We start from the raw sequence: 24,511 nt of genomic DNA on the forward strand, positions 1-24,511 counted from the left end.
AGGGCCGCGCTCAGGAAGCGAAGGCCGCCAGCCGCCGCTCGTCGACTTCTGCGACGAGCGGCGGTGCCATGTCCAGGGCACTCGGCAGGCCGCAGGCCGCGAGCCAGTTGGCGAGCATGAGGTGCCCGCCCTGGGTCAGCACCGACTCCGGGTGGAACTGCACGCCCTCGATGGGCAGCGTGCGGTGCCGCATCGCCATCACGATGTCGCCGGTCCGGCCGGTCACCTCGATCTCGTCGGGGATCGTCGACTCGACCACGGCGAGCGAGTGGTAGCGCGTCGCGATGAAGGGCGACGGCAACCCGGCGAGTACGCCGACCCCGTCGTGGGTCACCAGCGAGGTCTTGCCATGCAGCAACTCGGGAGCGCGGTTGACGGTGGCGCCGAACGCCGCCCCGAACGCCTGGTGGCCGAGGCAGACACCGAAGATCGGCACGTCACCGCCGCAGTTGCGCAGGATGTCCAGGCACACGCCGGCGCTCTCGGGGGCACCGGGGCCGGGGGAGAGCAGGATGCCGTCCGCGCCCGACCGGCCGACCTCGGCGAGGCTGATCTCGTCGTTGCGGTGGACATCGCACTCCGCGCCCAGCTGGCCGAGGTACTGGACCAGGTTGTAGACGAACGAGTCGTAGTTGTCGATGACGAGGATGCGCACGGGTCAACTCGCAGATCTGGAGACGGACGGCGACGGCGCTGCTGACGGCGCCGACGACGGCTCGGGGTTGTTGGTGGTCGGGTAGGGGATGACGTCGTCCGGCGGCGCCTCCTCCTGCGTGACCTCGGTGCCGTTGCCGACCTGGACGTCGTCGAAGGGGAGCAGCGGCTCGGCCCAGGGGAAGACGATGATCCAGAGCAGGGTCACCACCCCGGCCGTCAGCACCAGCGAGAGGGCGAGCTTCGACCAGGCGTTGCCGGGCAGGCGGCGCCAGATGAAGGAGTACATCAGGCTCCCTCCATGCCCTCGGGCGGGCCGTCGGCGCGCGACTGCTGACCGATGAGCGAGCCGTGGATGATCAGGCGTTGGTAATTGTCCCACTTGGGGTTGCAGGTGGTCAGCGTGATGAGCCGGCCCGGCGTCATGCCCGGTGGCTTCGCCGAGACGACCTCGACCTGGGTGGGCTTGACGACCCGGCTCTTGACGACGGCGTAGACGTACCACGTCGTGCGGGTCTCGACGATCAGCTTGTCGCCCGGCTGGAGCTTGTCGAGGTCCCAGAAGACCGACCGCATCCGGTGCCCGGCCATGGAGAAGTTGCCCTGCTGGCCCGGCATCGCCGAGTTGGGGTAGTGCCCGGGCGCGTAGCGGATGTCGGCGGGCGTGACGCCCTGCGTGATCACCCAGTGCTTGTCGAGCCGGGGGATGTAGAGGCGGCCGAGCACGTTGCCCGGCGGTGGCGGGAGCGGCTTGGTCGTCGCCGGTCCGGCACTCGCGGTCGGCGTCGGCAGCGGCTGGTCCCACTGCTGGGTGAGTTGCTGGTCGAGGTCGGCCTGGTGGGCGTCGACGATCGCGCTCTTGCCCCAGATCTCGTAACCGGCGAAGAGCAGGATCACCAGACCACAGGTGATCATGAGCTCGCCGGTGGTCCGCAGGGTTCCGCGGACGACCGAGCCGAAGGTCACCCGGGTGAAGTCGGAGTGGGCCGAGAGGTAATCGCCCTCCTTGGTGCGCACCGCGCGCACCGGCGGGTCGCCCGGCTTCGCCTTGCGCGGCCCGCTCGGCCCGGTGTCGGTCGGGAGCGGGGGCACGATGCCGATCAGCATCGTCGAGGAGTCGTCCGCGGGGACGCGCGGGATCATCGCGGTCGCGTCCGGATCAAGAGCCTGCGGGGGTACGGGAACCGCCGCACCCTGATCGGGCGCCATCGGTGTGGGCAGCACCTTCGGAATGACGGCGGTCGCGTCGTCGGGCAGCGGCAGCGGCGTCACGCGTACCGGGGGGACGGGTGCCGTGGGCTGCGACAAGGGTGAGGGTGACGGCCGAGCGGGCGAGACGGGCAGCGGTGTGGCGTCGACGAGTGCCGCACTCGGCGGCGCCCACGAGGTCGCCGGCGAGCCGGTGTTCGGGGGTGCGGGCGGCGCCTGCCGGGGTTCGACGACGGGGATGGGCCGGGCCGCGGTGGGCTCGACGAGGGCGGGCGAGGGCGGCACCGGGCTCGGCTGCGGCCGCGGGGCGCCGGCCGTGGTGGGCTGCGGGCGCGGCGGCGCGGTCGGGGCGGGCTCGACGGACGCCGGGGGCTCGTCCACGATCTTGGGGATGATCGTGGTCTCGTCTCCCGGGTCCGGGGCGCGGTGTCGGCTCACTGTGGCACCTCGGCATAGTTCAGTTCGACGGAGCCGGTGTAGGCGGGGGCCAGCACATTCTGCTCGTTGGCCACCCGGTAGTCGAGACCGTAATCCCTGGCAGCGTCCTGGAAGGCGCGGACGCCCGGCGCGGAGTCGAGGGCTGCTCGCATCTGCTGCTGGTTGCCGATCGCGCGGATCTCGAAGGCGGGGGAGTAGACCCGGCCGTCGAGGAGCAGCGTGTTGCCGACGCAGCGGATGACGCTCGTCGAGATGATCCGAACGTTCATGATCGTCATGGCTTCGGCACCACCGGCCCAGAGGGCGTTGACGACCGCCTGCACGTCCTGCTGGTGCACGACGACATCATCCTTGGTCGCGCCGTCGGGCAGGGTGCCGTCGGCGCGGACGGGAGCGTCGTTGAGGCGGACGGAGACGCCGGGGCCCTTGAGCGCGGTGAGCCCGGCACCCTGGAGGTAGGACTCGCCGCGCTTGATCTGCCCGGCGATCGGGGTGTCCGCGCCGGCCTTGCGCTCGGTGAGCTCGCCGATCTCGGCCCGGAGCTGGGCGGCGTGCTTCTCGTCGAGGGCCACCCGCTGCTGCTCCTCGCCGATGAGCTGGACGAACTGGGGGCGCCGGTCCTCCCGCAGCGAGGTGCCCTTGGCGGTGGTGGCGCTTGTGGTGAAGAGCACTCCGGCGGCCAGCATGATCACCGGGACGACGAGCGCCCAGCCGCCTTTTCGCTGCCGGAGGCCGCGCGGGCGTAGAACAGAAATCGCCCTTCCAAGGACTTTTCGCCACGAAGAGGTGCCTGATGTGTACTCCACTGCTCCCCCTTCGACACAGGACGCGATTATCTGACTACGCTAGCCGTCGAACATTATTCAGGCCGGGGCTCGAGATCCATCGTCCGGTACGGTTCTCTTCCGCGTTCCGTACATATGGCGCTACTGTTTTCGGGTCAAGCCAGCCCAAGGAGAGAAGCCGTGCCGAAGTCGCAGGTCCGCAAGAAGAAGGTCTACACGCCGCCGACGGACGTGCTGCCCACGGCGAGCTCGGGCGACCGGCCCAGCCCGACATGGCTGCCGATCACCGCCGTTGCGCTCATCGCGTTCGGCATCGCCTGGCTGGTGGTTTACTACCTGTCCGGCGGCACCTATCCGGTCGCCAGCTGGGGCTTCTGGAACATCGCCGTCGGGTTCAGCGGCATGGTCATCGCCCTCGGCCTCCTGTCGAAGTGGCGCTGACGGCTCAGCCCGCCCAGCACTGAGGAGAGCCCCGCCGACACCGGCGGGGCTCTCCTCATCTGTGCCATTTATGCGGACGGCCGCGGGATGCTGTATGCACGTAGGTGAAGATCCGCGAACGTGGGTCGGCTCACGTTACTTAACGGTAATTAGGCGCTAGGCTGCCAAGCGACGGTGGCTCTGCGGAGGAGATGTGTCAATGGGCGGCGTTCAGATCGTGACGGCAACTCTGGCGTTGATCATCTCCGTGGTCGCGGTGGTGCTCGTCGCGCGCACGGTGGTCGCGATGGTGCGGATCATCAAGCTAGGCCAGCCGGACCCGTCGCGGCTGCTCGACAAGGGCGTGCGGCTCAAGACGATGCTGCGCGAGACCCTGCTGCACACCCGGATGCTCCGCTGGACCGTGGTCGGCGCCGCGCACTGGTTCGTCTTCGTCGCCTTCGGCTCGCTGCTCTTCACGCTGATCGAGGCGTACGGCGAGGTCGTCAGCCCCACCTTCGAGATCCCGATCATCGGCGAGTGGACGATCTACGGCCTCGTCATGGAGGCGATCGCCGCGCTCGGCCTCATCTCCATCCTGGTGCTGATCGGCATCCGGTTGCGGACCGTCCGCAGCGCGCGCAACCGCTTCGCCGGGTCGACGATGTGGCAGGCCTATTACGTCGAGTGGACGATCTTCGCGATCATCGCCTGCGTCTTCCTGATCCGGGGCTTCAAGGTCGCCACCGACCACTTCCCCTACCCGACCTGGGCGACGCCGATCTCGCACGCCGTCGGGGCGATCCTCCCGGCGAGCCTCGCCGCCATCAGCATCACCGCGTTCATCAAGATCGCGGTGAGCATGGCCTGGTTCATCGTCATCGCGCTCAACATGACGATGGGCGTCGCGTGGCACCGCTTCGCCGCCTTCTTCAACATCTTCTTCAAGCGCCAGGCCGACGGCGGCCAGGCCCTCGGCGCGCTGAAGCCCATGGTCAACTCCGAGGGGGCGCCGCTCGACTTCGAGGAGGCGGACCCCGACAAGGACCTCTTCGGCGTCGGCAAGGTCGAGGACTTCACCTGGAAGGGCCTGCTCGACTTCAGCACCTGCACGGAGTGCGGCCGGTGCCAGTCGCAGTGCCCCGCGTGGAACACCGGCAAGCCCCTGTCCCCGAAGCTGCTGATCATGTCGTTGCGCGACCACGCGTACGCCAAGGCGCCCTATCTGCTCGCGGCCGGTGAGCTCACCGACGGGAGCGACCCGAAGCTCGCCGGGGTCAACGTGCTGGCGATGGCGGAGTCGGAGCGCCCGCTGATCGGCGGCGCCGCGGAGATGGGCGTCATCGACCCGGACGTGCTCTGGTCCTGCACCACCTGCGGTGCCTGCGTGGAGCAGTGCCCGGTCGACATCGAGCACGTGGACCACATCGTCGACATGCGCCGCTATCAAGTCATGATCGAGTCGAGCTTCCCGGCCGAGGCCGGCGTGATGCTGCGCAACCTGGAGAACAAGGGCAACCCGTGGGGCGCCGCGCCCAACACCCGCGAGGACTGGACCAAGGGGCTCGACTTCGAGGTCCCCAAGGTCGCCGACGGTGCCGAGTTCGAGTACCTCTTCTGGGTCGGCTGCGCCGGTGCCTTCGAGGACCGGGCCAAGAAGACGACCCGGGCCGTCGCGACGCTGCTCAACGAGGCCGGGGTCAGCTTCGCGATCCTCGGCAACAACGAGACCTGCACCGGTGACCCGGCCCGCCGCATCGGCAACGAGTTCGTCTTCCAGATGCTCGCCCAGCAGAACGTCGAGACGCTCAAGGAGGCGGGCGTACTCAAGATCGTGGCGTCCTGCCCGCACTGCTTCAACACCCTGGGCAACGAATACACGCAGCTCGGCCTGGAGGTCGAGGTCGTGCACCACACGGAGCTGCTGGCCCACCTGGTCAAGACCGGCAAGCTGACGCCGGTCAAGCAGCTCGACGGCGGCCTGACCTACCACGACCCGTGCTACCTGGGCCGCCACAACCGGGTCTTCACCCCGCCGCGCGAGGTCCTCGGTGCGGCGCTGGGCGCCGGTGGCGATGTCATCGAGATGCCGCGCAACAGCGAGCGCTCCTTCTGCTGCGGTGCCGGTGGCGCCCGCATGTGGATGGAGGAGCGGATCGGCAAGCGGATCAACGTGGAGCGCACCGAGGAGGCGGTCGCCACGGGCGCCAAGACCATCGCGGTCGGCTGCCCGTTCTGCTCGACGATGATCACCGACGGGGTGAACGCGACGGGCAACGGCGAATCAGTCGAAGTGGTCGACGTCGCCACCGTTCTGCTCCGATCCCTCGACAAGTGACCCTTATTCGCATCAGGGCTGCCCAGGGCCTGACATTCGCCGCGACCCCCCACTAGAATCGGGCGGCTGCCGCCCCTCGGCACACCCTTACTTCGACCTGGGGAGTTGAAGCTTGAAGCGCACAATTCGTGCGGCTGGCGCCGCCGCGTGCCTAGGCCTGTCCCTCATAGTGGTCGGCGCGACGTTGGGACAGAGCTCTCCTGAGCTCGCCTCCCTGCGCGGCCCCGCCCCCGCCGACGCCGATCCCACCGCGGCGCAGCCCGGCCAGGCCACGCCGGCCGGCTCCGCCGTCACCAAGCCGCCGGCGGGCTCCGTCGAGGCCGGTCAGGCCGTCACCGAGCTGCGCAGCAACCACGGCAAGGACGCCCCCTCGGTGGTCCTGAACTCCGCCGGGACGATCAAATCGGTGACCGCGGCGCCCGGCAAGACGCTGGCGGCGCAGCGCGACGCCTTCACCACCCGCTACGCGGCGGGCTTCGGCGCGAGCTCGACCTCGAAGCTGCAGGCGGAAGCGCCGTCGAAGCTGCCGGGCGGCGACGCGGTCACGCGTTACCAGCAGGTCGTCGGCGGGCTGCCGGTGATGGGCGGCGAGCTGCTCGTCACCACGAACAGCAAGGGCGCCGTCCGCGGCGCGCTGAGCGCGCTCGACGGCAGCACCCCCAAGACGGTCAGCGCCCGGATCACCGCCGACGCCGCGCGCGCCGCGGCGATCAAGGCCTTCGGCGACAGGTACGCCACCGGCGCCGACCAGATCGCCCAGGCGACGGCGAAGCTGTGGCTCGCCGATCCCGCCAAGTTCGGGCAGCCGGGTTCCGGGCTGAGCCCGGTCTACTGGGTGAAGCTGACCGGTGCCGACGGTGGCGAGCTCGGCGACGTGATCGTCGACGCGCTCACGGGCAAGGTCGGGCTGGCCGCCTCGGACCGCCAGACCGCGCGCTCGCGCCGTGTCTGCGACCTCGCCAACGGCCGGGTCAACCTCGATTTCGCCTACAACTACAGCTGCGCGGTCGGCACCACGCTCGGCAGCAAGTCGACCTCGCGTGCCGAGGGCAAGCCCGCCTCGTCGGTGGCGGAGGTCAACGCGGCCTATGACCACCTCGGCGCGGTCTACGACTTCTACAAGAACACCTTCGGGCTGGACTCCTTCGACGGTTCGGGTTCGGAGGTCCGGGCGACGGTCCGCACCTGCGACCTGACGCCGAGCCCCTGCCCCTACCCGAACGCCTTCTGGGAGGGCTCGCAGTTCGTCTTCGGCGCGGGCTTCGCGGTGGACGACGTGGTCGCCCACGAGTTCACCCATGCCGTCACCGAATACTCCTCGGGCCTCTACTACTGGTACGAGCCCGGCGCGATCAACGAGGCCTTCTCCGACATCATGGGCCAGTTCGTCGACCTGCGGACGCCCAACGACGACCAGGGCACCAACCGCTGGCTCCTCGGCGAGGCCCTCAACGGACCGACGCAGTACGGCGCGATCCGCAGCATGGCCAACCCGAACACCTTCGGCGACCCGGCTCGCTACAACGACCCGCTGTGGTACACGGACACCCTCGGCGCCGAGCGCGACAACGGCGGCGTGCACTACAACTCCGGTGTCGCCAACAAGCTCGCCTCGCTCCTCGCCGACGGCGGCACCTTCAACGGTGTCAAGGTCCGGGGCATCGGCCTTGGCCGGTCGGAGCAGCTCTGGTACCGGGTGATGCACCTCGTCTCCTCCGGTGCCGACTACCGGGAACTGCGGCTCGCGCTGGGCTCGGCCTGCCAGCAGCTCATCGGCTCCTACTACATCCGGGCCGAGCACTGCGACAGCGTCCAGCAGGCGATCACGGCCGTGGCACTGCCGGTGACCAGCGCCAATGAGCGCACCGTCACGGCCGACTACTGCCCGGGCTCGCCCTACCAGGCCCCGGCGACCGTCTACCTCAACCAGTTCGAGAGCGGCATGTCCGGATGGACCACCGATCAGCCCGCGCGCTGGCAGGTGGCGCCGAGCCTGGACGTCCCATACACCTATGCCGCCAGCGGCCAGGGTTCGCTCAACGGCTGGACGAGCCAGTCCGGTCTGGGCAGCGGCACCTCCGCCGAGATGATCTCCGCGGTCACCCTGCCCGCGGGTACGCCGTACCTCAGCTACGCGACGAGTGTGTTCCTCAACTCCGGTGCCCAGGGCAAGGTCTACATCCAGGGGACCAACGGCACGTGGAACCCGGTCCAGACGATCACGACGCCCACCCGGGGCTACACGGTCAACCGGGTCGACCTCACGGCGTATGCGGGCCAGGCGGTCAAGGTGCGGTTCCGGATCGAGAACGCGGCCGGGATCGACTGGTACGTCGACGATGTGCAGCTCTACAGCTGCACGGGCCGGCCCAGCGCGCCGACCAAGCCGGTCGCCTACTACGACGGCACGTCGATCCGGGCCTGCTGGGGCCTGCCGCAGTACACCGGCACCGCGCCGTCCACGTGGGACGTCCAGGTGACGCCCGGCGGCACTCCGGAGCGGTCGACCTACAACGACCGGGAGCAGCTCCAGATCAAGAACGTCACCCAGGGCACGACATACACGATCACAGTCAGGTATGTCAGCAACGGGCAGCTCGGTGAGCCGCTCACCCTGGAGGTGAACGCGGCGGCGGGCAGCTACGTCCCGCCGTTCACGGTCGGCTCCGGTCGACCGGCACCGGGTCCGCAGCCGGTCTGCGGCGGCGAGCGTACGGTGGCGCGACGCTGATCTGATCGATCGAGATCGCCATCGAAGTGCCCCGGCCGGATCCCTCGGCCGGGGCACTTCGCGTTGACCACGTAAGATCGTCGTCATCGACAGCCTCGTCCTACAACTCGTCCTCCCGCTGCTCTTCTTCGCGTTGCTGACAGCCGCCAACGCGTTCTTCGTCGCAGCGGAGTTCTCGCTCGTCACGGTCGACCGCTCGGAGATCGATCAACTCGCGGACGCCGGCGACAAGCGTGCCCGTACGGTCCGGCGGGCGCTGCGCCACCTCAGCTTCCAGCTCTCCGGTGCCCAGCTCGGCATCACGATCTCGGCGCTGCTCACCGGTTATATCGCGCAGCCCGCCTTCGATGTGATCCTCAAGCCGCTCGGCCTGCCGAAGGGGCTCAACCACGCGGTCGCCCTGGGCATCGCGACGCTGCTCTCGATGCTCCTCGGCGAGCTGGTGCCGAAGAACGCCGCGCTGGCGTCGCCGATGCCGCTGGCGTTGCGTACGGCGGCTCCGCTGCGGATCTTCTCGCGGACCTTCACCTGGCTCATCTTCGCCCTCAACGGCACCGCCAACTGGCTGGTCCGACGCCTGGGCATCGAGCCGCAGGAGGAGCTGGCGAGCGCCCGCTCACCCGAGGAGCTGGGCCTGCTCGCGGCGATCTCGGCCCAGGCCGGTGCGCTGCCGACGGAGACCGCCCTGCTGCTGCAGCGCACCGTGCGCTTCCGGGAGAAGCGGGCCGCCGAGGCGATGACCCCGCGGGTGGACGTGATCGGCCTGACCAAGGAGGCGACGATCGCCGACCTGATCGCGATCTCACGCGAGTCCGGGCTGAGCCGCTTCCCCATCTATGAGGAGACGCTCGACCAGGTCAACGGCGTGGTCTCGCTCATCGACGCGCTCAGCGTGAAGCCGGCGATGCGGGCGACGACCTCGGTGGCGACGGTCGCCCGCGAGCCCATCCTGGTGCCGGAGACGCTCGACCTCGACGGTGTCTGGGCGGCGCTGCGGGCCGGTGGTTCGGACCTCGCGATCGTCGTGGACGAATACGGCGGCACCGACGGCGTCGTCACGATCGAGGACCTCGTCGAGGAGCTGGTGGGCGAGATCGCCGACGAACACGACGTCGAGGAGTTCCCCGAGGCCGTCGACCTGATGGTGCTCTCCGACGCCCGCGAGCACGTCGTCGACGGGGTGCTGCGCGAGGACGAGCTGCGCGAGCAGACCGGCTTCCGGCTCCCCGACGGTCCCTACGAGACGCTGGCGGGCTTCCTGATGGCCCAGCTCGGCCACATCCCGCACGACGGCGAGGCCGTCACCTACAAGGGCTGGGAGTTCACCGTCGTCGAGATGGACCGGCACCGTGTCGAGCAGGTCCGCGTGGTCCGCCCGGCCACCGACGAGGACGGGGACCGCTCGTGACCAGCATCCTCGTCATGTTCATCCTGCTGCTCGGCAACGGGTTCTTCGTCGGCGCGGAGTTCGCGCTGATCGCGTCGCGGCGGACGGTGATCGAGCCGATGGCGGAGAATTCCCGCCCGGCCCGGTGGGCGCTGAGCGCGATGAGCCAGATCCCGCTGATGATCGCGGGTGCGCAGCTCGGCATCCAGTTCTGCTCGATCCTGCTCGGCGCCATCGCCGAACCCGCGATCGCGCACCTGCTGGAGGCGCCCTTCGAGCTCGTCAACATGCCCGCCAACCTGATCCACCCGGTCGCCTTCGTGATCGCCCTGGGGATCGTCGTCTTCCTGCACACCGTGCTCGGAGAGATGGTCCCGAAGAACATCACGCTCGCGGGTCCCGAGGCGTCGGTGCTCTGGCTCGGCCCGCCGATGCTCGCCTTCTGCACCGTCTTCAAGCCGCTGCTGCTGGTGATGAAGTGGCTCTCCCGGCGGGTGCTGAAGATCTGGCGGATCGACGCCGTCGACTCGGTGAAGTCGGTCTTCACCGCCGAGGAGCTGGCGGGGCTCGTCACCCAGTCGCGGACCGAGGGCCTGCTCGACCCCGAGCAGCACGCCCGGATCGCCGGTGCGCTCGCGCTGCACCAGCGGACGGCGGCCGACGCGCTGCGTCCCTGGGCCACGGTCACCACCGTCGCCGAGGACACGACACCGGCCGCGCTGGAGGTGCTGGCGACCCGGACGGGCCGCTCGCGCTTCCCGATCGTGCAGCGCGCCACCCGGCGGGTGCTGGGCTTCGTGCACATCAAGGACGTCATCGGGCTCTCCGGTGAGGACCGCACCGCGCCGATCCCGCAGTCGGCGATCCGGCCGCTGGCGGTCGTGCCGCCCGAGCGCACCCTCGCCGAGCTGCTGCTCGCGATGCGCCGCGAGCGCCGCCACATGGTGCTGGTCAGCGGCGGCACCAATCCGCTCGGCGTGGTGACGCTCGACGACGTGCTCGCCGCCGTCTACGGGCGCTCCTGACAGCGCCCTCGCGACGCGAGGGGCGTAAAGGGCCGTTAGCCCGGTGAAATAGGTTCGGATCGCGGGTTGATAGCTCGACTCGCCATCTTTATGGTGTGGAACGTGGTTCCCCTCCGCAGGTTTTACCGTGGCCTCCTTCCGCTGTTCGTCGCCCTCACCGTCGTGCTCGTGCCCTCCGCGGTGCGCGCCGATCCGAGCGTCGCCGAGATCGAGAAGCAGATCGGGGACGCGTGGGAGAAGCTGGAGCCCATCGTCGAGCAGTACAACAAGGTGCACAGCCAGCTGACGAAGAACCAGAAGAAGGCTCGGGACCTCGAAGCGAAGATCATGCCGCTGCAGCTCAGCGTCTCCGTGGCGCTGTCGCAGGTGGGCGACCTCGCCTCGGACTACTACATCCGCGGCGGCGCGACCTCCAGTCTCAACGCGCTGCTCAACGCACCGACGCCGCAGGACTTCATCAACAAGATCATGATGCTGGACCAGCTCGCCCGGATGCAGAGCGACAAGGTCGCCGTCGCGGCGAAGGCGAAGGCCGGATTCGACGGGCAGAAGGCGGCGCTCGACAAGCTGATCGCCGAGCAGAAGGCGCAGGACACCGACCTCGCCGCCCGCAAGGCCGTCATCCAGAAGGAGATGGACCGGCTGCAGAAGCTGCGGCAGCAGGCCTACGGCAACACGTCGACGGGCGGCTCGCTGCGCATCGGAGCCTGCCCGGCGTCCTTCAGCGGCGGCACGGCGACTGCGGACCGGGGTTACAAGGCGGCGAAGCGGGCCTGTGCGCTGATCGGCAAGCCCTACGTCTGGGGCGCGACCGGTCCCAACAGCTATGACTGCTCCGGGCTGACCCAGGAGGCCTGGCAGGCGGCGGGGGAGAACCTCACGCACTACACCGGCGACCAGTGGGGCGAATCGACATCGGTTAGCACTCCCATCCCCGGTGACCTGGTCTTCTTCTATGGCGACCGGCATCATGTCGGGATCTTCGTCGGCACCGATGCGAGCGGGCGAAGGCTGATGGTCCACGCGCCGCACTCCGGGGACCACGTTCGGATGGCCTATATCGGCAACATGCCGCTCTCACCCGGAGGGGCGTACCGCCGCCCGAAGTGACAGAATTGTCCGAATGGGACGACTGCGTCGATCGTGGGTGCTGCTCGCTGCCGGAGTTGTCGCGGCGATTCTGTTCATCGCGATCACCTCTACCGACCGGCGGGACGCCGAGACCGAGCTGACGCAGCCGGGCGGCACGGTGGGCGTACCGGTCAACGTCCTTGAACCGACCGCGGACCTGTCGGTGAGCCTCGCGCCTGGCGCGACGCCGAGCGCGCTCCCCGCCCCGCTCGCGCCCTTCACCATCTTCTACGACCTCGACCAGGGCTTGGACCACCCCATCTGGGACATCGGTCGGTTGCTCCCCCTTCACCACCAGGGGGTACGCGACGGAAAGGTGCGCCGGGTCAGCCGTGATGTCGGCAACGCCGCCCTGTTCCCCGGGCTCTGCGAGGCTCGGGAGGAGTCGCAGTGCCCTCGCGCGATCCTGGAGAGCGACTCGGTTCCATGGCTCAATCCGGGCGCCCGCGATCTGCGCTGGGGTGCCCTCGTGCGGCTGCGCGGCGAGCTGACGACCGAGGGGGAGAACATCGTCCAGAAGGGCCGTTCCACCGCCGGTACGCAGTTCAAACTCCAAGTGGATCACCGGGCCGGACTGCCGAGCTGCGTGGTCGCCGGACCCGTCCTCGGTGTCAATCGGATCTTCGTCGCACAGCGGAACGTCACCGTCGCCGACGGCGCCTGGCACACCCTCGACTGCACTCGCGTCGGCGGCACGTTGTCGCTGCTCGTTGATGGTGTGGTCGCGAGCAAGGTGGCCGTTCCCGCAGGTCTGTCCATCGTGAACGATGAACCGCTGCGAATCGGCGGCAAGGGTGTAGCCCCTGGCAACGACCAATTCCACGGTGTACTCGACAACATCTATGTCACCATCGGTTAGAGCTGCGACTACGTATCGAAGTTTGTCCGGACGCAAGTTGCGCTCGGGTTTGGGCCGCCATACAGTCGAAGCGCGCCGGAGGTAGGTCTTCCATCCCGGGAGACCCCGGCGCTACCGCCGAATCATTCAGCCGAGCTCCTTCGGCTGGCTGAACCGGGGACCCATGTTCCCTGGGGTGAATTCGCGTCGACCCGGCGCGATAGCGCGATCTTCCCGCGCGAACCCGTCAGCTAACCCGGTAGGCGGTGGAGCGACGCAGGGCGTCGCTTCGCGGGTGGAAGAAGGAGACCGGACTACGGTGGCAAGCCATCCCGCGCGACCCATGAGGTCGCGCGCACTGCTCACCCTGCTCCTCACGGTTGTCGCCTCATTCGGCGTCCTGCTCGGCAGCGGCACGGCAGTGCATGCCGACCCCTCGCTCTCCGAGCTTGAGAAGCAGATCGACGTCGCATGGAACAAACTCGAACCGGCGATCGAGGAGCACAACGCCACGAAGATCAAGCTGTCGCAGCAGCGCAAGAAGGTCGAGGCCATCCAGGCCAAGATCCTCCCTCTGCAGCTCAAGCTCGACATCGCGATGGATCGCGTCGGCGAATTCGCAACCTACATGTACACGGGCGGCAACACCAACGCCGTCACCTCTCTCCTCATGACGGGCGACCCGCAGGTCTTCACCGACCAGCTCATCCAGCTCGACCAGTTCGCTCGGATGCAGGCGGAGAGCGTGCAGGACGCGGTCGCGGCCCGTCAGGTGCTCCAGGACCAGAAGGCGCCGATGGACGCGCTGCTGGCGGACCTGCTGGAGCAGGAGAAGGCACAGGCCGCGAAGGCCAAGGAGCTCGACGCAGCCGTCGACAAGCTTCAGGCACAGGTGGCCAAGCTCTATGCGGGTTCGGCACAGCTCGGTTCGCTGCGACCGGCGGCCTGCCCCAGCACCTACCCGGGTGGCAAGGCCGGCATCGCGGTCAAGTTCGCCTGCGCCCAGATCGGCAAGCCCTACGTCTGGGGCGCCGACGGACCGGGCAGCTACGACTGCTCCGGCCTGATGCTCGCGGCCTGGGGCAAGGCGGGCGTCAGCCTCCCGCACAATGCCGCCGCCCAGCGACGGACCATGCCCTACGTGAAGTACGCCGACCTGAGACCAGGCGACTTCGTCTTCATGTACAGCGACATCCACCACGTCGGGATGTATGTCGGCAACGGATGGATCGTGCACGCTTCCCGTGCCGGCGTCCCGGTCCGGATGAAGCGTCTCGACACCGGTGACGTACACAGCTACGGCAGACCAAGCGCGGCCTGAGGCTGCTGCTCGTCAAGATCGCCGCGACCCCACAAGGGGCGCGGCGATCTTGCGTTAAGGCCCGACCACTCTGCGCGAGTCCGGGCGCCCAGCCTGTGCACGCCGCGGTGTCAGCGCAGGCAAGTTGCGGGAGCTTCGCGGAGCGCGCCGCGGCGCCTGGACTGAGGAGCGCAGCGACGAGGGAAGGCGTCGCATAGGGGCGCGCGGAGCGAAGCGACCCAGAAATGTTGCGGGAGCTTCGCGGAGCGCGCCGCGGCGCCTGGACTGAGGAGCGCAGCGACGAGGGAAGGCGTCGCATGGAGGCGCGCGGAGCGAAGCGACCCAGATATAGAGCTATACAGCCCAGGTGCGCCAGTTCTGCCAGGACTTGCTGGGCGTGGGGCCGCGCTGGCCCTGATAGCGGGAGCCGTAGACGCTCGAACCGTAGGGGTGCTCCGCCGGTGACGAGAGCCGGAAGACGCAGAGCTGCCCGATCTTCATCCCGGGCCAGAGCGTGATCGGCAGCGTCGCCACGTTGGAGAGCTCCAGCGTCACGTGCCCGGAGAAGCCCGGGTCGATGAAACCGGCCGTCGAGTGGGTCAGCAGGCCGAGGCGCCCCAGCGACGACTTGCCCTCCAGCCGACCCGCCAGCTCATCACCGAGCGTCACCACCTCCAGCGTCGACGCGAGCACGAACTCGCCCGGGTGCAGCACGAACGGCTCGCCGTCGGCGACCTCGACCAGCGTGGTCAGGTCGTCCTGCTGAATCGACGGGTCGATGTGCGTGTAGAGGTGGTTGTTGAAGACGCGGAAGAGCCGGTCCAGCCTGACGTCGATGCTGGACGGCTGAATCAGGTCCGGCTCGAATGGGTCGAGCGCGAGGTTTCCGGCCTTCAGCTCGGCAACGAGGTCCCGATCGGAGAGGAGCATGGGGTCAGGGTACTTCTTGATCAGTGCTCAATCTCCGGCGCAGTGATTGTCACGATCGTGGCGATCCGGCGTTTCAGCTACCAAGTAGAACATGCGTTCGATAGAGTCGTGGCATGGCTACCTGGTCCGAATTCGCCGCCGCTTCTCCTCGGCTCGCCGATGAGATCCGCGCCCTGTTCCATCAGTATGGGCCCGGCCTCGGCTACCTGGCGACGGTGCGTGCCGACGGTGGGCCCCGCGTTCACCCCGTGTCACCCGTCGTCACCGACGAGGGGCTCTTCTGCTTCCTCATCGACTCGCCGAAACGGCGCGACCTGGAACGCGACGGCCGCTTCGCGCTGCACGCCTTCCCCGCCGAGGAGAGCGATGTCGAGGCATACCTCTCCGGCTGGGCCGCCCCGGTCTTCGACCCCGATGTTATCGGGCGCATCGCCGTCCGAGCGAGGGCCAACAACGTCCTCGCCTGGCGCCTCTTCGAGCTGCACATCGAGGTCGCCATGGTGCACCGCCCGGTCGGGCAGACCGCCGAGGGCATGGCCTGGCCCGCATCCACGCAGGTCTGGCACGAGCGCTCGATCAATCACGGGTTTCGGAGGATCCACCGGCAACTCAGCCTGATCGGCGCTTGACGCGGCGCTCCTGAAGCACGAGTCAGGGCCGGCACATCGTTGTGCCGGCCCTGATGTCTGTGCCCGCTAGATGCGGTAGGCGTTCCAGGCGTTCAGCATGCGCGTGGCCTGGCCGGCCGTGAACTCGTACATGCAGGAGTCGTCCGTGTAGTCCATGTAGTTGTGGATCGGGTCCGAGCCGGTCGCGGGGCAGGTGTTGCGCCCGGCCGGGCAGCCGAAGGCCGCCGACTTCTCCGCCGGGGTGTCCGAGACGCTGTCGCCCGAGCCACCGCAGCCACCCTGGAAGGTGTGGTAGAGGTTGAGCCAGTGGCCGATCTCGTGGGTCGCGGTGTCACCCAGGTTGTAGGGGCTCGCGGTGCCGCCCGGAAGCGACTCGGCCAGGATCACGGCGCCGTCATAGGTGGTGACGTTGGTGACCGGGAAGGTCGCCCAGCCGAGCAGGTCATCGCTGAGCGAGCCGGTGTAGATGTTGAGCGTGCCGTCGCCGCCCTGGCGGAGCTGCTGCTTCATCGCCTTCTCCGTGGAGGAGTTGTAGACGATCGGGTACCACGCCGGCTTCGTGTAGCGGTTGATGCTCTGCAGGCTGAAACGGAACGACGTGGCAACCCCGCCGTAGACACCCGCGTAGGAGTTGTTCAGCACGGTGATCTGCTGGTTGATCATGCTGTCCGGGATGTTCCCGTTGGCACGCGTACCGTCCTCGCTGATCACGTGGAAGACGACCGGGATCGTGATGACCGCCGCGAGCGGGCTGACGGTCTGGACCTGGGCCTTGCCCTTCGCCTTGAGTGCCTGCGCGAGGTCGGCCTCGCGGGCCGCCGCCTCCTTCGCGGTCACCTCGTTGGGGTCCTTGACCGTGGCGCCGCCGGCCTTGACCTTGGCGGCGACCGGTGCGGGCGTGAAGCACTCGGCTGCCGAGAGCGTCGGCACAGCCGCGATAGCCATCGGGCTGGCGCTGAAGACGAAGGTGGCTGCGGCCATCAGGCTGGCCGTGCGCCACGCTATGGGGTTGCGTCGCATGTCGAACTCCTCCCCGCGGCACGAGGGGGTCTACGCGCCGCGAACATACATCGATGCATGCGACTCTAAGGAATTTGTTAACAACATCGAAGATGTTGAGCGTGACAGTCTTGTTAAGTCTTGATCATGCGGTTGGTGGTGGCGGGTGTGCACGGGTGGGGCCGGTGCCTGATAGAGTGGTCGCGCCTGCGGGTGTAGTTCAATGGCAGAACATCAGCTTCCCAAGCTGACAGTGCGAGTTCGATTCTCGTCACCCGCTCCAAGCGTTGAAGGCCCGGTCAGACACCACGTCGGACCGGGCCTTCCATTTACCTATGGCGATGCTATTCCTTGCGCGTGCCCGCTGCGTGCCCGATGGATCTGCTCGTTGAGGCCGTGGGCGATGGCCTGATCCCGTCGTTGGGTCGCGTGCTGGTAGATCACCGCCGCCCTGGTGGACTCGTGGCCCATGCGGCTCATCAGCTCCCGCAGGGTCGCACCGGTCTCCGAGGCGAGGTTGTTGCCCGTGTGCCGCAGATCGTGGAAGTGGAACCGGGGCAGCCCGGCCCTGGCCACCGAGGTCGTCCACCGTGCCTGCGTCTGGAAGTTCGACCGCCGCAGCGCGACACCGGTCGCCCCGGTGAAGACGAGTGCGTCGTCCGCGTCGTCGACGAAGTCCGCCAGGTGCTGGCGAAGCTCGGCGACGATCTCGGCGGGCAGGCTGACCGTCCGGCGACCGGCGTTGGTCTTCGGCGGCCCGAAGGTCAGCGACCCGTCTGAGCGCTCGACGAGCGTTGCCCGGACCGTGACGGTCCCAGCCTCCAGATCGACATCGGATCGCCGCAGCGCCGCCAGTTCCCCGTAGCGGAGGCTGGCGAACGCTGCGACCAAGACCAGTACGCGGAACCGGGCCGGGATCCTGCCCGCGATGTCGAAGACCTGGGCGATGGTCGCCACCGGCCGCTCATCCGGGCGTTCCTGACCGGCGCCCTTGATCCGACACGGGTTGCGCCGGATCAGCTCGTCGTCCGTCGCGGTGTTGAGCACCGCCCGCAGCAGCCGGTACGCCTTGGCGATCATGCTTGCCGAAACACCGGACGACGCGAGATGAGCACGCCACGCCCGCACCATCCCCGGTGTGAGGTCGGGCAGCTCGATTGCGTCCAGGGTCGGCGCGAGGTACCGCTTGTGCAGCCAGCGGTACAGATCGGCCGTGCGGGGCCGAAGCGTCCGCTGGTCGATCCACAGCACGATGTAGGCGCCTAGGTTCGGCCGGGGAGCGTCCGGGTTGGTCCAGTCGCCCCGAACGATCTCGGTCTCCTTCGCCGCCAGCCACCGATCGGCATCGGTCTTCGTCGGGAACGTGTGCGGCGCCGGACGGTCGATGCTGTCCGGACCGAGGTAGCGAGCCTGGAAGCGGCCCGAGGGCAGCTTGCGGACCCGCCCGAAGCGGCGCTTGCCCGCCATCAGACGAGTTCCCTTCGCTCATGCAGCGCAGGCCTGATCGGCTCCACCCGACCAGCAGCGACGTACGCGACCAGGTCTGTCAGGTCGAACCGCACGAAGCGACCGACCTTGTGGAACGTGATCCGGCGCTCCGCGACCAGGCGACGCATGAAGCGAGGCTTGGTACGCAGAAACGCGGCGGCTTCGTCGAGCGTGAGTAGCGGTTCCATCTCTCCTTCTCCTTCGTCTAGGCGGCCAGCGCGAGTGCGCTGGTTCCGGTTGCCGGAACAGGGTCCGGTGGCTGTTGCGCCTGGTAGACCTGTCGTCGCCAGAGTTCGCGTTGAGCGATGGCGCGCATGATGCGTACTTGCAGGTCGGGTACGCCGGGGTCGCTGTTGCGGACCATGGCGAAGGAGTACCGATGCCGGTCAACGGCCGTATCGGTCGGGAGAGCATCCCCCTCAGGGGCTCCCGCGAGAACTGTGCGAACCCAGGCCGCGTTGTCGGCCCGATGGTCTTTGAGGGTCTTGCCCGACCACTGCCGGGAGATCAAGACGCGGCGTCCGGTGAAGCCGAGTGTCTTGCGCTGGTGCACCTTGCCGGAACAGCGCCCAGGAGTCAGGCCTTGCTTCGCCTTGTCCGGTTGCACTCCGTAGAGCAGCCAGTTCGCGCACGTCGGCGAACACGGCAGCGTGGCCAGCTCCTCGTGCAGCCGGTCGTAGTGGGCTTTCTGCGTGGCCGATGACGGGTCGGCTTGTTCGGCGAGGTCCTTGGTCACGTACTTGGTTACGTACCGCACCGACCGCTCGGCGTCCTTGGTGCCATGGGTGATGCCCCGGGCGTCGATCTTCCCCAACCGGAGCACGTAGGCGGGCTCGGCGTCCTCGTCGTCCAGGGCGTCAAGCGCCTCGGCCCAGGTCTGCAACGGTTCCCCGGTAGTGGGGTCGGTGTAGCACTCGGCGGTGTGGTCCCAGACCGGTGGTTTCGCCACCGTGTAGACCTGGACGTCGAACTGGGGCCACCACACCTGGTGGTAGGTCGCGGCGGCGACCTGGCGGAGCAGTGCTTTGGGCAGGGTGCCGCGCATCGCGTAGTGGACGTGCGGTGCGAGGCGTTTTTGCATCTCGACGGCTCCGGCGTACTGGAGGTTGAGTCCGGCGGCGCGGCGGAGGTTCTGCCAGAACCGGTCGAGCCCGGCGGCGAAGAAGATCGCATCCAACGCGGCACGACGGTAGTCGTAGGTGTCCGGGTCGATCGGGGTACCGAGGGCGGGGTCGACCGGGTGGTGCAGGTGCCCGCACTGGCACGGGTGGACCTTCCCGCGGCGGGTCCGGGAACCGGTGTGGACCGGGCCGTAGGAGTCCAGGGTGATGGTCAGCAGCGTCGACGGCTGGACCTTCCGCCCGTCCGGCGTCGTGTACACCTTGCCGGTGGTGCGGGAGTCGACCGGGAGCCGGGGCAGGTCGGTGGTGTCCTGACGGCGACGGGTCGACCTGGTCCGACGCGGCGATGCCGGATCCGCCGGCGACGGCAGCGTTCCGCGGACCCGCATGCCGGACAGCTGCTCGTCAAGCAGGTCGATCGCCACATCCAGGCGCGCCACCTGTGTCGGGTCGGCGGCTTTGACGGCTTCCTCGCGGTCGAACACGAGCTGGCACCGGTCCAGCACGAGGGCTTTGACCTCGTCGGCTGGGGTCTCGACGGTGATGGCGTCGGTGGGGTCGGTGGTGAGGTGCCAGCCTTCGCGGATCTGCTGCATGCGGAGCTTGCGCTGTTTCTCCGCACACGGCGCACACACCGAGGCGAGGCGGGCGCCGCACGGGATGTCGACGATCTCCCACAGGCCGGTCTCGTGGTCGGTGCGCTTGAGCGGGATCGGGCGGACACACACGCCGTGGACCTCTGCCAGGCTTTTGAGGACGTCGCGCGCGAAGGGCTGCGCCATCCTGTCGGCACGCGATCCAGGCCGGGGAGCGTCAACAGTGTCTTGACTGTTAAGCGCACGGGGGGTGACCCCCATAGACGTGTGGTCCATGGGGGTCACCGACTCGGTGGCGGTCACGCGGGCACCCGTCTGGTGTACGCGTCGAACACCAGATCAAGCAGTGCTTCGTAGCTGGTGGGGACCTGTTCGCGCTGGTTCTCCCAGAGGAACAGGCTGGTGACGAGGTCACCGACCTTCGGTGTGGTTTCGCCGAGGGCGTCGGCGATGAACTTCACCCGCAGGGCGAGTTCGACGAGCTCCCAGCCGTGGGACAGGCGTGCCTGCCGGACCGGGGACTCCATCGGGGTGGTGGTCATGCGGCCACCGCCTGGGTGTTGATGGCGTTGTGCCATGCGGCGGTTGTGGTGGCCACGGCCCATGCCGATGGTTTGGGGGTGATGGCGGCGAGGTAGACCCGGGCGAGGGTCTGGCAGTGGTCGCCGTGGTAGAGGCTGCCCAGGATGGTGGAGCGCAGCTCGTAGTTGAGGGTGATCTCGGCGTGGTCGACGATCGCGGCGGCCTGCCGGATGAGGTCGATGCCGATGATCCCGATGGTGGTGGTGACGGCGTCGGTCATCCGCAGGATGTCCCGACTGTGGTGGTCACCGATGAGGTGGGTGGCGGCGTGGAACACGACCGCGAGTTCGTTGAGGGTCAGTGACTCCACCGCGACCGGTGAGGTCGACGGCCGTCCGGGGAACGCGATCAGCGTCCCACCGGCGGTGGTTGCCTGGTCGAGGACGGGTGTCATGCGGACACCGCCCCGGGCCAGCCGGGGAATACCTCGACGACGCCACGGAAGCAGGACTCGCAGCAGTCGTCCTGGTCGTCGAGGCCGCGTCCCTCGCATGAGGGGCACACCGCCCAGTAGGTGGCGGCGTGTTTGGCGATACAGGTGGGCGACTGGCAACCGTGCTGGTAGCAGTAGTCGCAGTACCCGGCGAAGTTGAACCGGGGCGGAGCCGACACGGTCGGCACAGTGGGGATGGTGATGGCGGTCGGTGCGGTACGGGAGATGGACAGGGTCGGGATCGCCAGAGCGGGCCTCATGCGGACACCGCCTTGCAACCGGGCTGCGCGGGAGCGTGTACCGACGGGGCACCCGTCACCAGCACGAACAGCACACCCGTGGTGACCTGGTTGGTCGGGGTGGGCTGGTCGGGGGTGACGCTTCCGGGACCGTGGCTGGTACTACGCGCAGGGCTGCACGTACGCTGAACTGGCATCGTGGATTCCTCTCGCAGGGGATCGATGCACCGGCCTCGACGAGTTACAGCTCGTCGGGGCCATTTGTTTTGGGTGGCCCACTTGGGCCTCCCATTTGGTAGGTACCAAGGTACTCATCGATCGTACGAATCGTCAATGCTTGGTACGGACCAAAACCGGTAAGCTGCCAGAGGCAGGCCTTATAGGCCAGAAAGTCCAGGGAGCAGCAGATGAACCCCACTGATCCGGCGCAAAGCGACAGCAGCGAACCGCGCCACGTCCTTCTCGCAAACGTGCTGCGCGAGGCCATCCACCGAGGCGATTTCTCGCCGGGGGAGCGGTTGCCAGCAGAGCGTGATCTTGCTGATCGCTACAACGCGTCGCGGACGACGGTCCGACTCGCCCTTTCTGCGCTGAAGTCGCAAGGGCTGATCGGCTCAGGCCAAGGCCAAGGGACGTTCGTCAGGAAGGCTCGACCGATCCGGGTCATGGCCATGGACCAGGACCGACGCGCACGGCGTGCGGTGAATCATGCTGCGACGTTCAATACCGAGATCGCGATGCAGGGCCGGATCGGGCGCCAGAAGATCACATCCGTAGAGCGTGAAGACGCGACCCCCGATGTGGCGAGATGGCTCGGTGTAGAGGAAGGCGCGCCAGTCATCGCACGGAGGCGAGTCATGCTGGTGGACGAGGAGCCCTACCAGCTGGGCGATAGTTACTACCGCTACGACATGGTGGCAGACACTCCGATAGCCATCGCGGCACCTGTAGAGGAAGGCGTGCTGGCCGTGCTTGAGCGTGCCAGCGGGCGGACCATCTCGTACTTCATCGACGAGCTGAGCTTCCGGATGCCGACACCTGGTGAAGCCGAAGCGCTTCGGCTGGACACAGGCGTGTGCGTGGTGAAGGTAGTCAGGATCGCCTACGACGCCGACGGCAAACCGCTAGAAGCCTTTGACCAGCTCCTCGCCGGAGACAAGCACGTCCTCGTGTACGAGGTCTCGGCCGAATGAGTGCGATGGAACTCCTGCCCGAGGCTATCGAAGGCCGCATCGTTGAACTGCGTCCATTGACCTCGGACTACCTTGCCCCACTCGCGACGGCAGCTGAGCACGCGGAGATCTGGACCTACCTCGACGAGGCCACCCCGGACCAGAACGGCGTGGCAGCCCTGATCGACGAGGCCGTCGAAGAGCAACGCCAAGGGCTACGTCTGCCATACGTGATCGTGGAACGACGTACCTCCGCGATCATCGGCAGCATCAGCTTCATCGACCTCCAGCCCAAGCACCGAGGCGTCGAGATCGGCTGGGCATGGGTCACCCCCAGCCACTGGCGAACCGGAGCAGCCCGCGAAGCCGCCTACCTCCTGATGCGCTATGCCTTCGACCATGGAGCGATCCGCGTCGTCTTCAAAACCGACAGCCGTAACACCCGCTCTCAGCGGGCGATCGAAGGTCTCGGAGCAACGCGCGAAGGGGTCTTCCGCAACCACCGAATCCTGCGAGACGGCTACGTCCGGGACTCGATCTTCTACAGCGTGACCGGGCAGGACTGGCCAGCCGTGCGGCTGAGGCTGGAAGAACAGCTCGGCAGTTTGCCGAATTAGTCTCTTTGGGATCAAGGCGGCCCTGACGGGCCGCTCGCGCCGCCGATCGGGCGTCATGCACGCCCGGCCCTGGCGGGCCGGGCGTGCATGCCTATGCCCATCGGCTGGCGCGAAGCGACGTAAGGCAGGCAGGGCCGCAAGAACAGGCGATCCCGACGAGGACCAGGCCGCCAACGCCGCGCCACCTTCGCCGCCGCACAACCACGCCAGCCGTCGACCGGTGCCGGGCAGCTCGGGCGTGTGACGGTCCGCCGGGCAAGGGCGATGCCTCCGGCGGGGGCCGCCGGTCTCCAGGATGGCGACGGGTCCGTCCGCGCGTCGCGGTCCGCCGTGGTCGAGGTAGGGACCTGCCGTCCCGTCACCCATGGACCCGGGCAAGCCCAGCAGACCGCCGCCGGCACCGCCAGCCCTGGCCGGTCACCTCGCCCTTGATCGGTGGTGGCGGTGCCGGCGGCGGTCTGCTTCCCCAAGGGGCGGGTCAATGGTTGACGGGATGGCAGGCAGCAGGGTGCGCGCGATGCGCGCGACCGGAAACGGGTTATGAGCAGCAGGAACATGCCGTGCTTCGCCTGATGCGATGGGCCGGAAACGCAAAGAACGCCGTCAAGGAATTCTTGACGGCGTTCTCGGTCGTACCGTATGCCCCGATGTCGGCTAAGCAGCGCGCTGCTGCGACTCCCAGGGCTTGCTCATGGCTTCCAGCCGTGCGACATGATTCCGATGCTGCCTGGCAGCGGCGACGCGTCCATCAGCCTCCGCCTCCTCGGCCCACTGGCGAACCTGAGCGATGTACTCCTCATGATCGACCCGCATGGCCGTGTGCAGAATCGCGATGTGCTCATCCACCGTCATAGCTCGCCTCCCAGTCGCTCATCAAGGATCCCCAGCTCATACCGAGCATCCTCCACCCGCTGACGATGAAACGCCAGGCCAACCTCGTACTGGGCGATCACCTCACGGTCCCTACTGAGGCGCGCCGTGAGTTCCATGCGCGTGAACTCGTCCTTGACCCGATCCTCGTCCATACTCCCACCTCCTACCAACTACCGATGCTCACGACCTCGGTCCTCGTCCAGCGGCACGACCGGCGCAGACCGCCGAGCAGCCGATGCGATCATCGACAACAGACGACAGCAGCGACGCAGCACACAGTAGGCCGAGGGTATGAGCAGAAGGCTCGATCAATTCAGATCTTGATTTGCAAAGCGTCCACAGCCCGTGCCCGTTGTCGTGCCCGATCCGATGGCTCCCCCCGGTAAATAGCGGCCAATCGCGGGGGACAAAGCCTGGAGCTGGTTGGCGACGCACCTGGTGGAGGCGGTGCCGAACGGCGACGATCACCATTTCCCAAGCTGACAGTGCGAGTTCGATTCTCGTCACCCGCTCCACCACGAAACGCCAGGCCAGGGACTCGTCCCAGACCTGGCGTTCGTCGTTAGTGATCTTCTG

At 68.0% G+C, this 24,511-nt stretch carries 25 protein-coding genes, 1 tRNA gene and 1 riboswitch; of the genes, 12 read left to right on the forward strand and 14 right to left on the reverse strand.

Annotated features, from left to right (window positions below):
- Positions 1-10: 10 nt before the first annotated feature.
- Genes F4553_RS22120 through F4553_RS22135 form a run of 4 tightly spaced genes read right to left on the reverse strand, consistent with a single transcriptional unit; the run spans position 11 to position 3,107 of the window.
- The gene (locus F4553_RS22120) at positions 11-655 is read right to left on the reverse strand and encodes an aminodeoxychorismate/anthranilate synthase component II (RefSeq protein ID WP_184838880.1); all 645 of its coding nucleotides are present in this window, start codon (positions 653-655) and stop codon (positions 11-13) included.
- A gap of 3 nt (positions 656-658) precedes the next feature.
- Positions 659-943, reverse strand: coding sequence for a hypothetical protein (locus F4553_RS22125; protein ID WP_184838882.1), 285 nt, complete (start codon positions 941-943; stop codon positions 659-661).
- The gene (locus F4553_RS42540; RefSeq protein ID WP_312875305.1) at positions 943-2,301 is read right to left on the reverse strand and encodes a class E sortase; all 1,359 of its coding nucleotides are present in this window, start codon (positions 2,299-2,301) and stop codon (positions 943-945) included. Before F4553_RS42540 ends, F4553_RS22125 begins: the two co-directional genes overlap by 1 nt.
- Positions 2,298-3,107, reverse strand: coding sequence for a DUF881 domain-containing protein (locus F4553_RS22135; RefSeq protein WP_184838884.1), 810 nt, complete (start codon positions 3,105-3,107; stop codon positions 2,298-2,300). The genes F4553_RS42540 and F4553_RS22135 overlap by 4 nt, the downstream gene beginning before the upstream one ends.
- Positions 3,108-3,266: 159 nt before the next feature.
- On the opposite strand from F4553_RS22135, the gene F4553_RS22140 reads away from it, so the two are divergent.
- The 8 genes from F4553_RS22140 to F4553_RS22175 all read left to right on the forward strand — a co-directional run bounded on the left by F4553_RS22140 (position 3,267) and on the right by F4553_RS22175 (position 14,277).
- Complete coding sequence (locus F4553_RS22140) at positions 3,267-3,527, forward strand: cell division protein CrgA (RefSeq protein WP_184838886.1); 261 nt, start codon at positions 3,267-3,269, stop codon at positions 3,525-3,527.
- Between the two features lie 199 nt (positions 3,528-3,726).
- Positions 3,727-5,844: a (Fe-S)-binding protein gene (locus tag F4553_RS22145; RefSeq protein WP_184838888.1), complete on the forward strand. Its 2,118-nt coding sequence runs from the start codon at positions 3,727-3,729 to the stop codon at positions 5,842-5,844.
- A 184-nt stretch (positions 5,845-6,028) separates the two neighbouring features.
- The gene (locus tag F4553_RS22150; RefSeq protein ID WP_184838890.1) at positions 6,029-8,575 is read left to right on the forward strand and encodes a M4 family metallopeptidase; all 2,547 of its coding nucleotides are present in this window, start codon (positions 6,029-6,031) and stop codon (positions 8,573-8,575) included.
- Positions 8,576-8,708: 133 nt separating this feature from the next.
- Positions 8,709-9,983 carry a hemolysin family protein gene (locus F4553_RS22155; protein WP_246466457.1) on the forward strand — a complete coding sequence of 425 codons (1,275 nt, stop codon included), beginning with the start codon at positions 8,709-8,711 and terminating at the stop codon, positions 9,981-9,983.
- A 14-nt stretch (positions 9,984-9,997) separates the two neighbouring features.
- Entirely contained in the window at positions 9,998-10,987 is a 990-nt protein-coding gene (locus F4553_RS22160; RefSeq protein WP_221470377.1) for a hemolysin family protein, read from the forward strand.
- A 102-nt stretch (positions 10,988-11,089) separates the two neighbouring features.
- A complete protein-coding gene (locus F4553_RS22165; RefSeq protein WP_312875306.1) occupies positions 11,090-12,097 on the forward strand; it encodes an NlpC/P60 family protein in 1,008 nt (335 codons plus the stop codon).
- A gap of 13 nt (positions 12,098-12,110) precedes the next feature.
- On the forward strand, positions 12,111-12,977 hold the full coding sequence (locus tag F4553_RS22170; protein ID WP_184838896.1) for a LamG-like jellyroll fold domain-containing protein: 867 nt from the start codon (positions 12,111-12,113) through the stop codon (positions 12,975-12,977).
- A 106-nt stretch (positions 12,978-13,083) separates the two neighbouring features.
- Positions 13,084-13,237, forward strand: a riboswitch (cyclic di-AMP (ydaO/yuaA leader).
- 62 nt (positions 13,238-13,299) lie between these two features.
- Complete coding sequence (locus F4553_RS22175) at positions 13,300-14,277, forward strand: C40 family peptidase (protein ID WP_221469975.1); 978 nt, start codon at positions 13,300-13,302, stop codon at positions 14,275-14,277.
- Positions 14,278-14,610: 333 nt separating this feature from the next.
- On the opposite strand, the gene dcd is transcribed toward F4553_RS22175, so the two are convergent.
- A complete protein-coding gene (dcd, locus tag F4553_RS22180) occupies positions 14,611-15,186 on the reverse strand; it encodes a dCTP deaminase (RefSeq protein ID WP_184838900.1) in 576 nt (191 codons plus the stop codon).
- A 113-nt stretch (positions 15,187-15,299) separates the two neighbouring features.
- Between dcd and F4553_RS22185 the strand changes: the two genes are divergently transcribed.
- On the forward strand, positions 15,300-15,815 hold the full coding sequence (locus F4553_RS22185; RefSeq protein ID WP_184838902.1) for a pyridoxamine 5'-phosphate oxidase family protein: 516 nt from the start codon (positions 15,300-15,302) through the stop codon (positions 15,813-15,815).
- Positions 15,816-15,881: 66 nt separating this feature from the next.
- Here F4553_RS22185 and F4553_RS22190 read toward each other — a convergent pair whose 3' ends face one another.
- Complete coding sequence (locus F4553_RS22190; protein WP_446680436.1) at positions 15,882-16,760, reverse strand: zinc metalloprotease; 879 nt, start codon at positions 16,758-16,760, stop codon at positions 15,882-15,884.
- A 263-nt stretch (positions 16,761-17,023) separates the two neighbouring features.
- Here F4553_RS22190 and F4553_RS22195 point away from each other — a divergent pair.
- A tRNA-Gly gene (locus F4553_RS22195) sits at positions 17,024-17,097 on the forward strand.
- A gap of 50 nt (positions 17,098-17,147) precedes the next feature.
- On the opposite strand, the gene F4553_RS22200 is transcribed toward F4553_RS22195, so the two are convergent.
- Genes F4553_RS22200 through F4553_RS22225 form a run of 6 tightly spaced genes read right to left on the reverse strand, consistent with a single transcriptional unit; the run spans position 17,148 to position 21,294 of the window.
- Positions 17,148-18,281, reverse strand: coding sequence for a tyrosine-type recombinase/integrase (locus tag F4553_RS22200; protein WP_184838906.1), 1,134 nt, complete (start codon positions 18,279-18,281; stop codon positions 17,148-17,150).
- Entirely contained in the window at positions 18,281-18,490 is a 210-nt protein-coding gene (locus F4553_RS22205; RefSeq protein WP_184838908.1) for a helix-turn-helix domain-containing protein, read from the reverse strand. The genes F4553_RS22200 and F4553_RS22205 overlap by 1 nt, the downstream gene beginning before the upstream one ends.
- A 17-nt stretch (positions 18,491-18,507) precedes the next feature.
- Positions 18,508-20,295, reverse strand: a complete 1,788-nt coding sequence (locus F4553_RS22210) for a replication initiator (RefSeq protein ID WP_312875307.1) — start codon at positions 20,293-20,295, stop codon at positions 18,508-18,510.
- Between the two features lie 23 nt (positions 20,296-20,318).
- Positions 20,319-20,561: a hypothetical protein gene (locus F4553_RS22215; protein WP_184838910.1), complete on the reverse strand. Its 243-nt coding sequence runs from the start codon at positions 20,559-20,561 to the stop codon at positions 20,319-20,321.
- Positions 20,558-20,995 carry a hypothetical protein gene (locus tag F4553_RS22220; protein ID WP_184838912.1) on the reverse strand — a complete coding sequence of 146 codons (438 nt, stop codon included), beginning with the start codon at positions 20,993-20,995 and terminating at the stop codon, positions 20,558-20,560. Before F4553_RS22220 ends, F4553_RS22215 begins: the two co-directional genes overlap by 4 nt.
- Positions 20,992-21,294 carry a hypothetical protein gene (locus F4553_RS22225; protein ID WP_184838914.1) on the reverse strand — a complete coding sequence of 101 codons (303 nt, stop codon included), beginning with the start codon at positions 21,292-21,294 and terminating at the stop codon, positions 20,992-20,994. The genes F4553_RS22220 and F4553_RS22225 overlap by 4 nt, the downstream gene beginning before the upstream one ends.
- A gap of 386 nt (positions 21,295-21,680) precedes the next feature.
- Here F4553_RS22225 and F4553_RS22230 point away from each other — a divergent pair, with 386 nt between their 5' ends.
- Together F4553_RS22230 and F4553_RS22235 are read left to right on the forward strand one after the other, a co-directional pair.
- Positions 21,681-22,466, forward strand: a complete 786-nt coding sequence (locus F4553_RS22230; RefSeq protein WP_184838916.1) for a GntR family transcriptional regulator — start codon at positions 21,681-21,683, stop codon at positions 22,464-22,466.
- 5 nt (positions 22,467-22,471) lie between these two features.
- Complete coding sequence (locus F4553_RS22235) at positions 22,472-23,062, forward strand: GNAT family N-acetyltransferase (RefSeq protein ID WP_184838918.1); 591 nt, start codon at positions 22,472-22,474, stop codon at positions 23,060-23,062.
- 654 nt (positions 23,063-23,716) lie between these two features.
- On the opposite strand, the gene F4553_RS22240 is transcribed toward F4553_RS22235, so the two are convergent.
- Together F4553_RS22240 and F4553_RS22245 are read right to left on the reverse strand one after the other, a co-directional pair.
- Positions 23,717-23,914, reverse strand: a complete 198-nt coding sequence (locus tag F4553_RS22240; protein ID WP_184838920.1) for a hypothetical protein — start codon at positions 23,912-23,914, stop codon at positions 23,717-23,719.
- Entirely contained in the window at positions 23,911-24,087 is a 177-nt protein-coding gene (locus F4553_RS22245) for a hypothetical protein (RefSeq protein WP_184838922.1), read from the reverse strand. Before F4553_RS22245 ends, F4553_RS22240 begins: the two co-directional genes overlap by 4 nt.
- Positions 24,088-24,511 lie beyond the last annotated feature (424 nt).

The organism is Allocatelliglobosispora scoriae (assembly GCF_014204945.1).
Taxonomy (GTDB): Bacteria; Actinomycetota; Actinomycetes; order Mycobacteriales; family Micromonosporaceae; genus Allocatelliglobosispora; species Allocatelliglobosispora scoriae.

Excerpts from the sequence above, each read along its gene's own strand:
- F4553_RS22210 (WP_312875307.1), bottom strand. The coding sequence starts at position 20,295 with ATGGACCACACGTCTATGGGGGTCACCCCCCGTGCGCTTAACAGTCAA.
- F4553_RS22170 (WP_184838896.1), top strand. The coding sequence starts at position 12,111 with ATGGGACGACTGCGTCGATCGTGGGTGCTGCTCGCTGCCGGAGTTGTC.
- dcd (WP_184838900.1), bottom strand. The coding sequence starts at position 15,186 with ATGCTCCTCTCCGATCGGGACCTCGTTGCCGAGCTGAAGGCCGGAAAC.
- F4553_RS22205 (WP_184838908.1), bottom strand. The coding sequence starts at position 18,490 with ATGGAACCGCTACTCACGCTCGACGAAGCCGCCGCGTTTCTGCGTACC.
- F4553_RS22200 (WP_184838906.1), bottom strand. The coding sequence starts at position 18,281 with ATGGCGGGCAAGCGCCGCTTCGGGCGGGTCCGCAAGCTGCCCTCGGGC.
- F4553_RS22230 (WP_184838916.1), top strand. The coding sequence starts at position 21,681 with ATGAACCCCACTGATCCGGCGCAAAGCGACAGCAGCGAACCGCGCCAC.
- F4553_RS22240 (WP_184838920.1), bottom strand. The coding sequence starts at position 23,914 with ATGACGGTGGATGAGCACATCGCGATTCTGCACACGGCCATGCGGGTC.
- F4553_RS22220 (WP_184838912.1), bottom strand. The coding sequence starts at position 20,995 with ATGACACCCGTCCTCGACCAGGCAACCACCGCCGGTGGGACGCTGATC.
- F4553_RS22145 (WP_184838888.1), top strand. The coding sequence starts at position 3,727 with ATGGGCGGCGTTCAGATCGTGACGGCAACTCTGGCGTTGATCATCTCC.
- F4553_RS22190 (WP_446680436.1), bottom strand. The coding sequence starts at position 16,760 with ATGGCTATCGCGGCTGTGCCGACGCTCTCGGCAGCCGAGTGCTTCACG.
- F4553_RS22245 (WP_184838922.1), bottom strand. The coding sequence starts at position 24,087 with ATGGACGAGGATCGGGTCAAGGACGAGTTCACGCGCATGGAACTCACG.
- F4553_RS22235 (WP_184838918.1), top strand. The coding sequence starts at position 22,472 with ATGGAACTCCTGCCCGAGGCTATCGAAGGCCGCATCGTTGAACTGCGT.
- F4553_RS22175 (WP_221469975.1), top strand. The coding sequence starts at position 13,300 with ATGAGGTCGCGCGCACTGCTCACCCTGCTCCTCACGGTTGTCGCCTCA.
- F4553_RS22215 (WP_184838910.1), bottom strand. The coding sequence starts at position 20,561 with ATGACCACCACCCCGATGGAGTCCCCGGTCCGGCAGGCACGCCTGTCC.
- F4553_RS22160 (WP_221470377.1), top strand. The coding sequence starts at position 9,998 with ATGTTCATCCTGCTGCTCGGCAACGGGTTCTTCGTCGGCGCGGAGTTC.
- F4553_RS22125 (WP_184838882.1), bottom strand. The coding sequence starts at position 943 with ATGTACTCCTTCATCTGGCGCCGCCTGCCCGGCAACGCCTGGTCGAAG.
- F4553_RS22225 (WP_184838914.1), bottom strand. The coding sequence starts at position 21,294 with ATGAGGCCCGCTCTGGCGATCCCGACCCTGTCCATCTCCCGTACCGCA.
- F4553_RS22185 (WP_184838902.1), top strand. The coding sequence starts at position 15,300 with ATGGCTACCTGGTCCGAATTCGCCGCCGCTTCTCCTCGGCTCGCCGAT.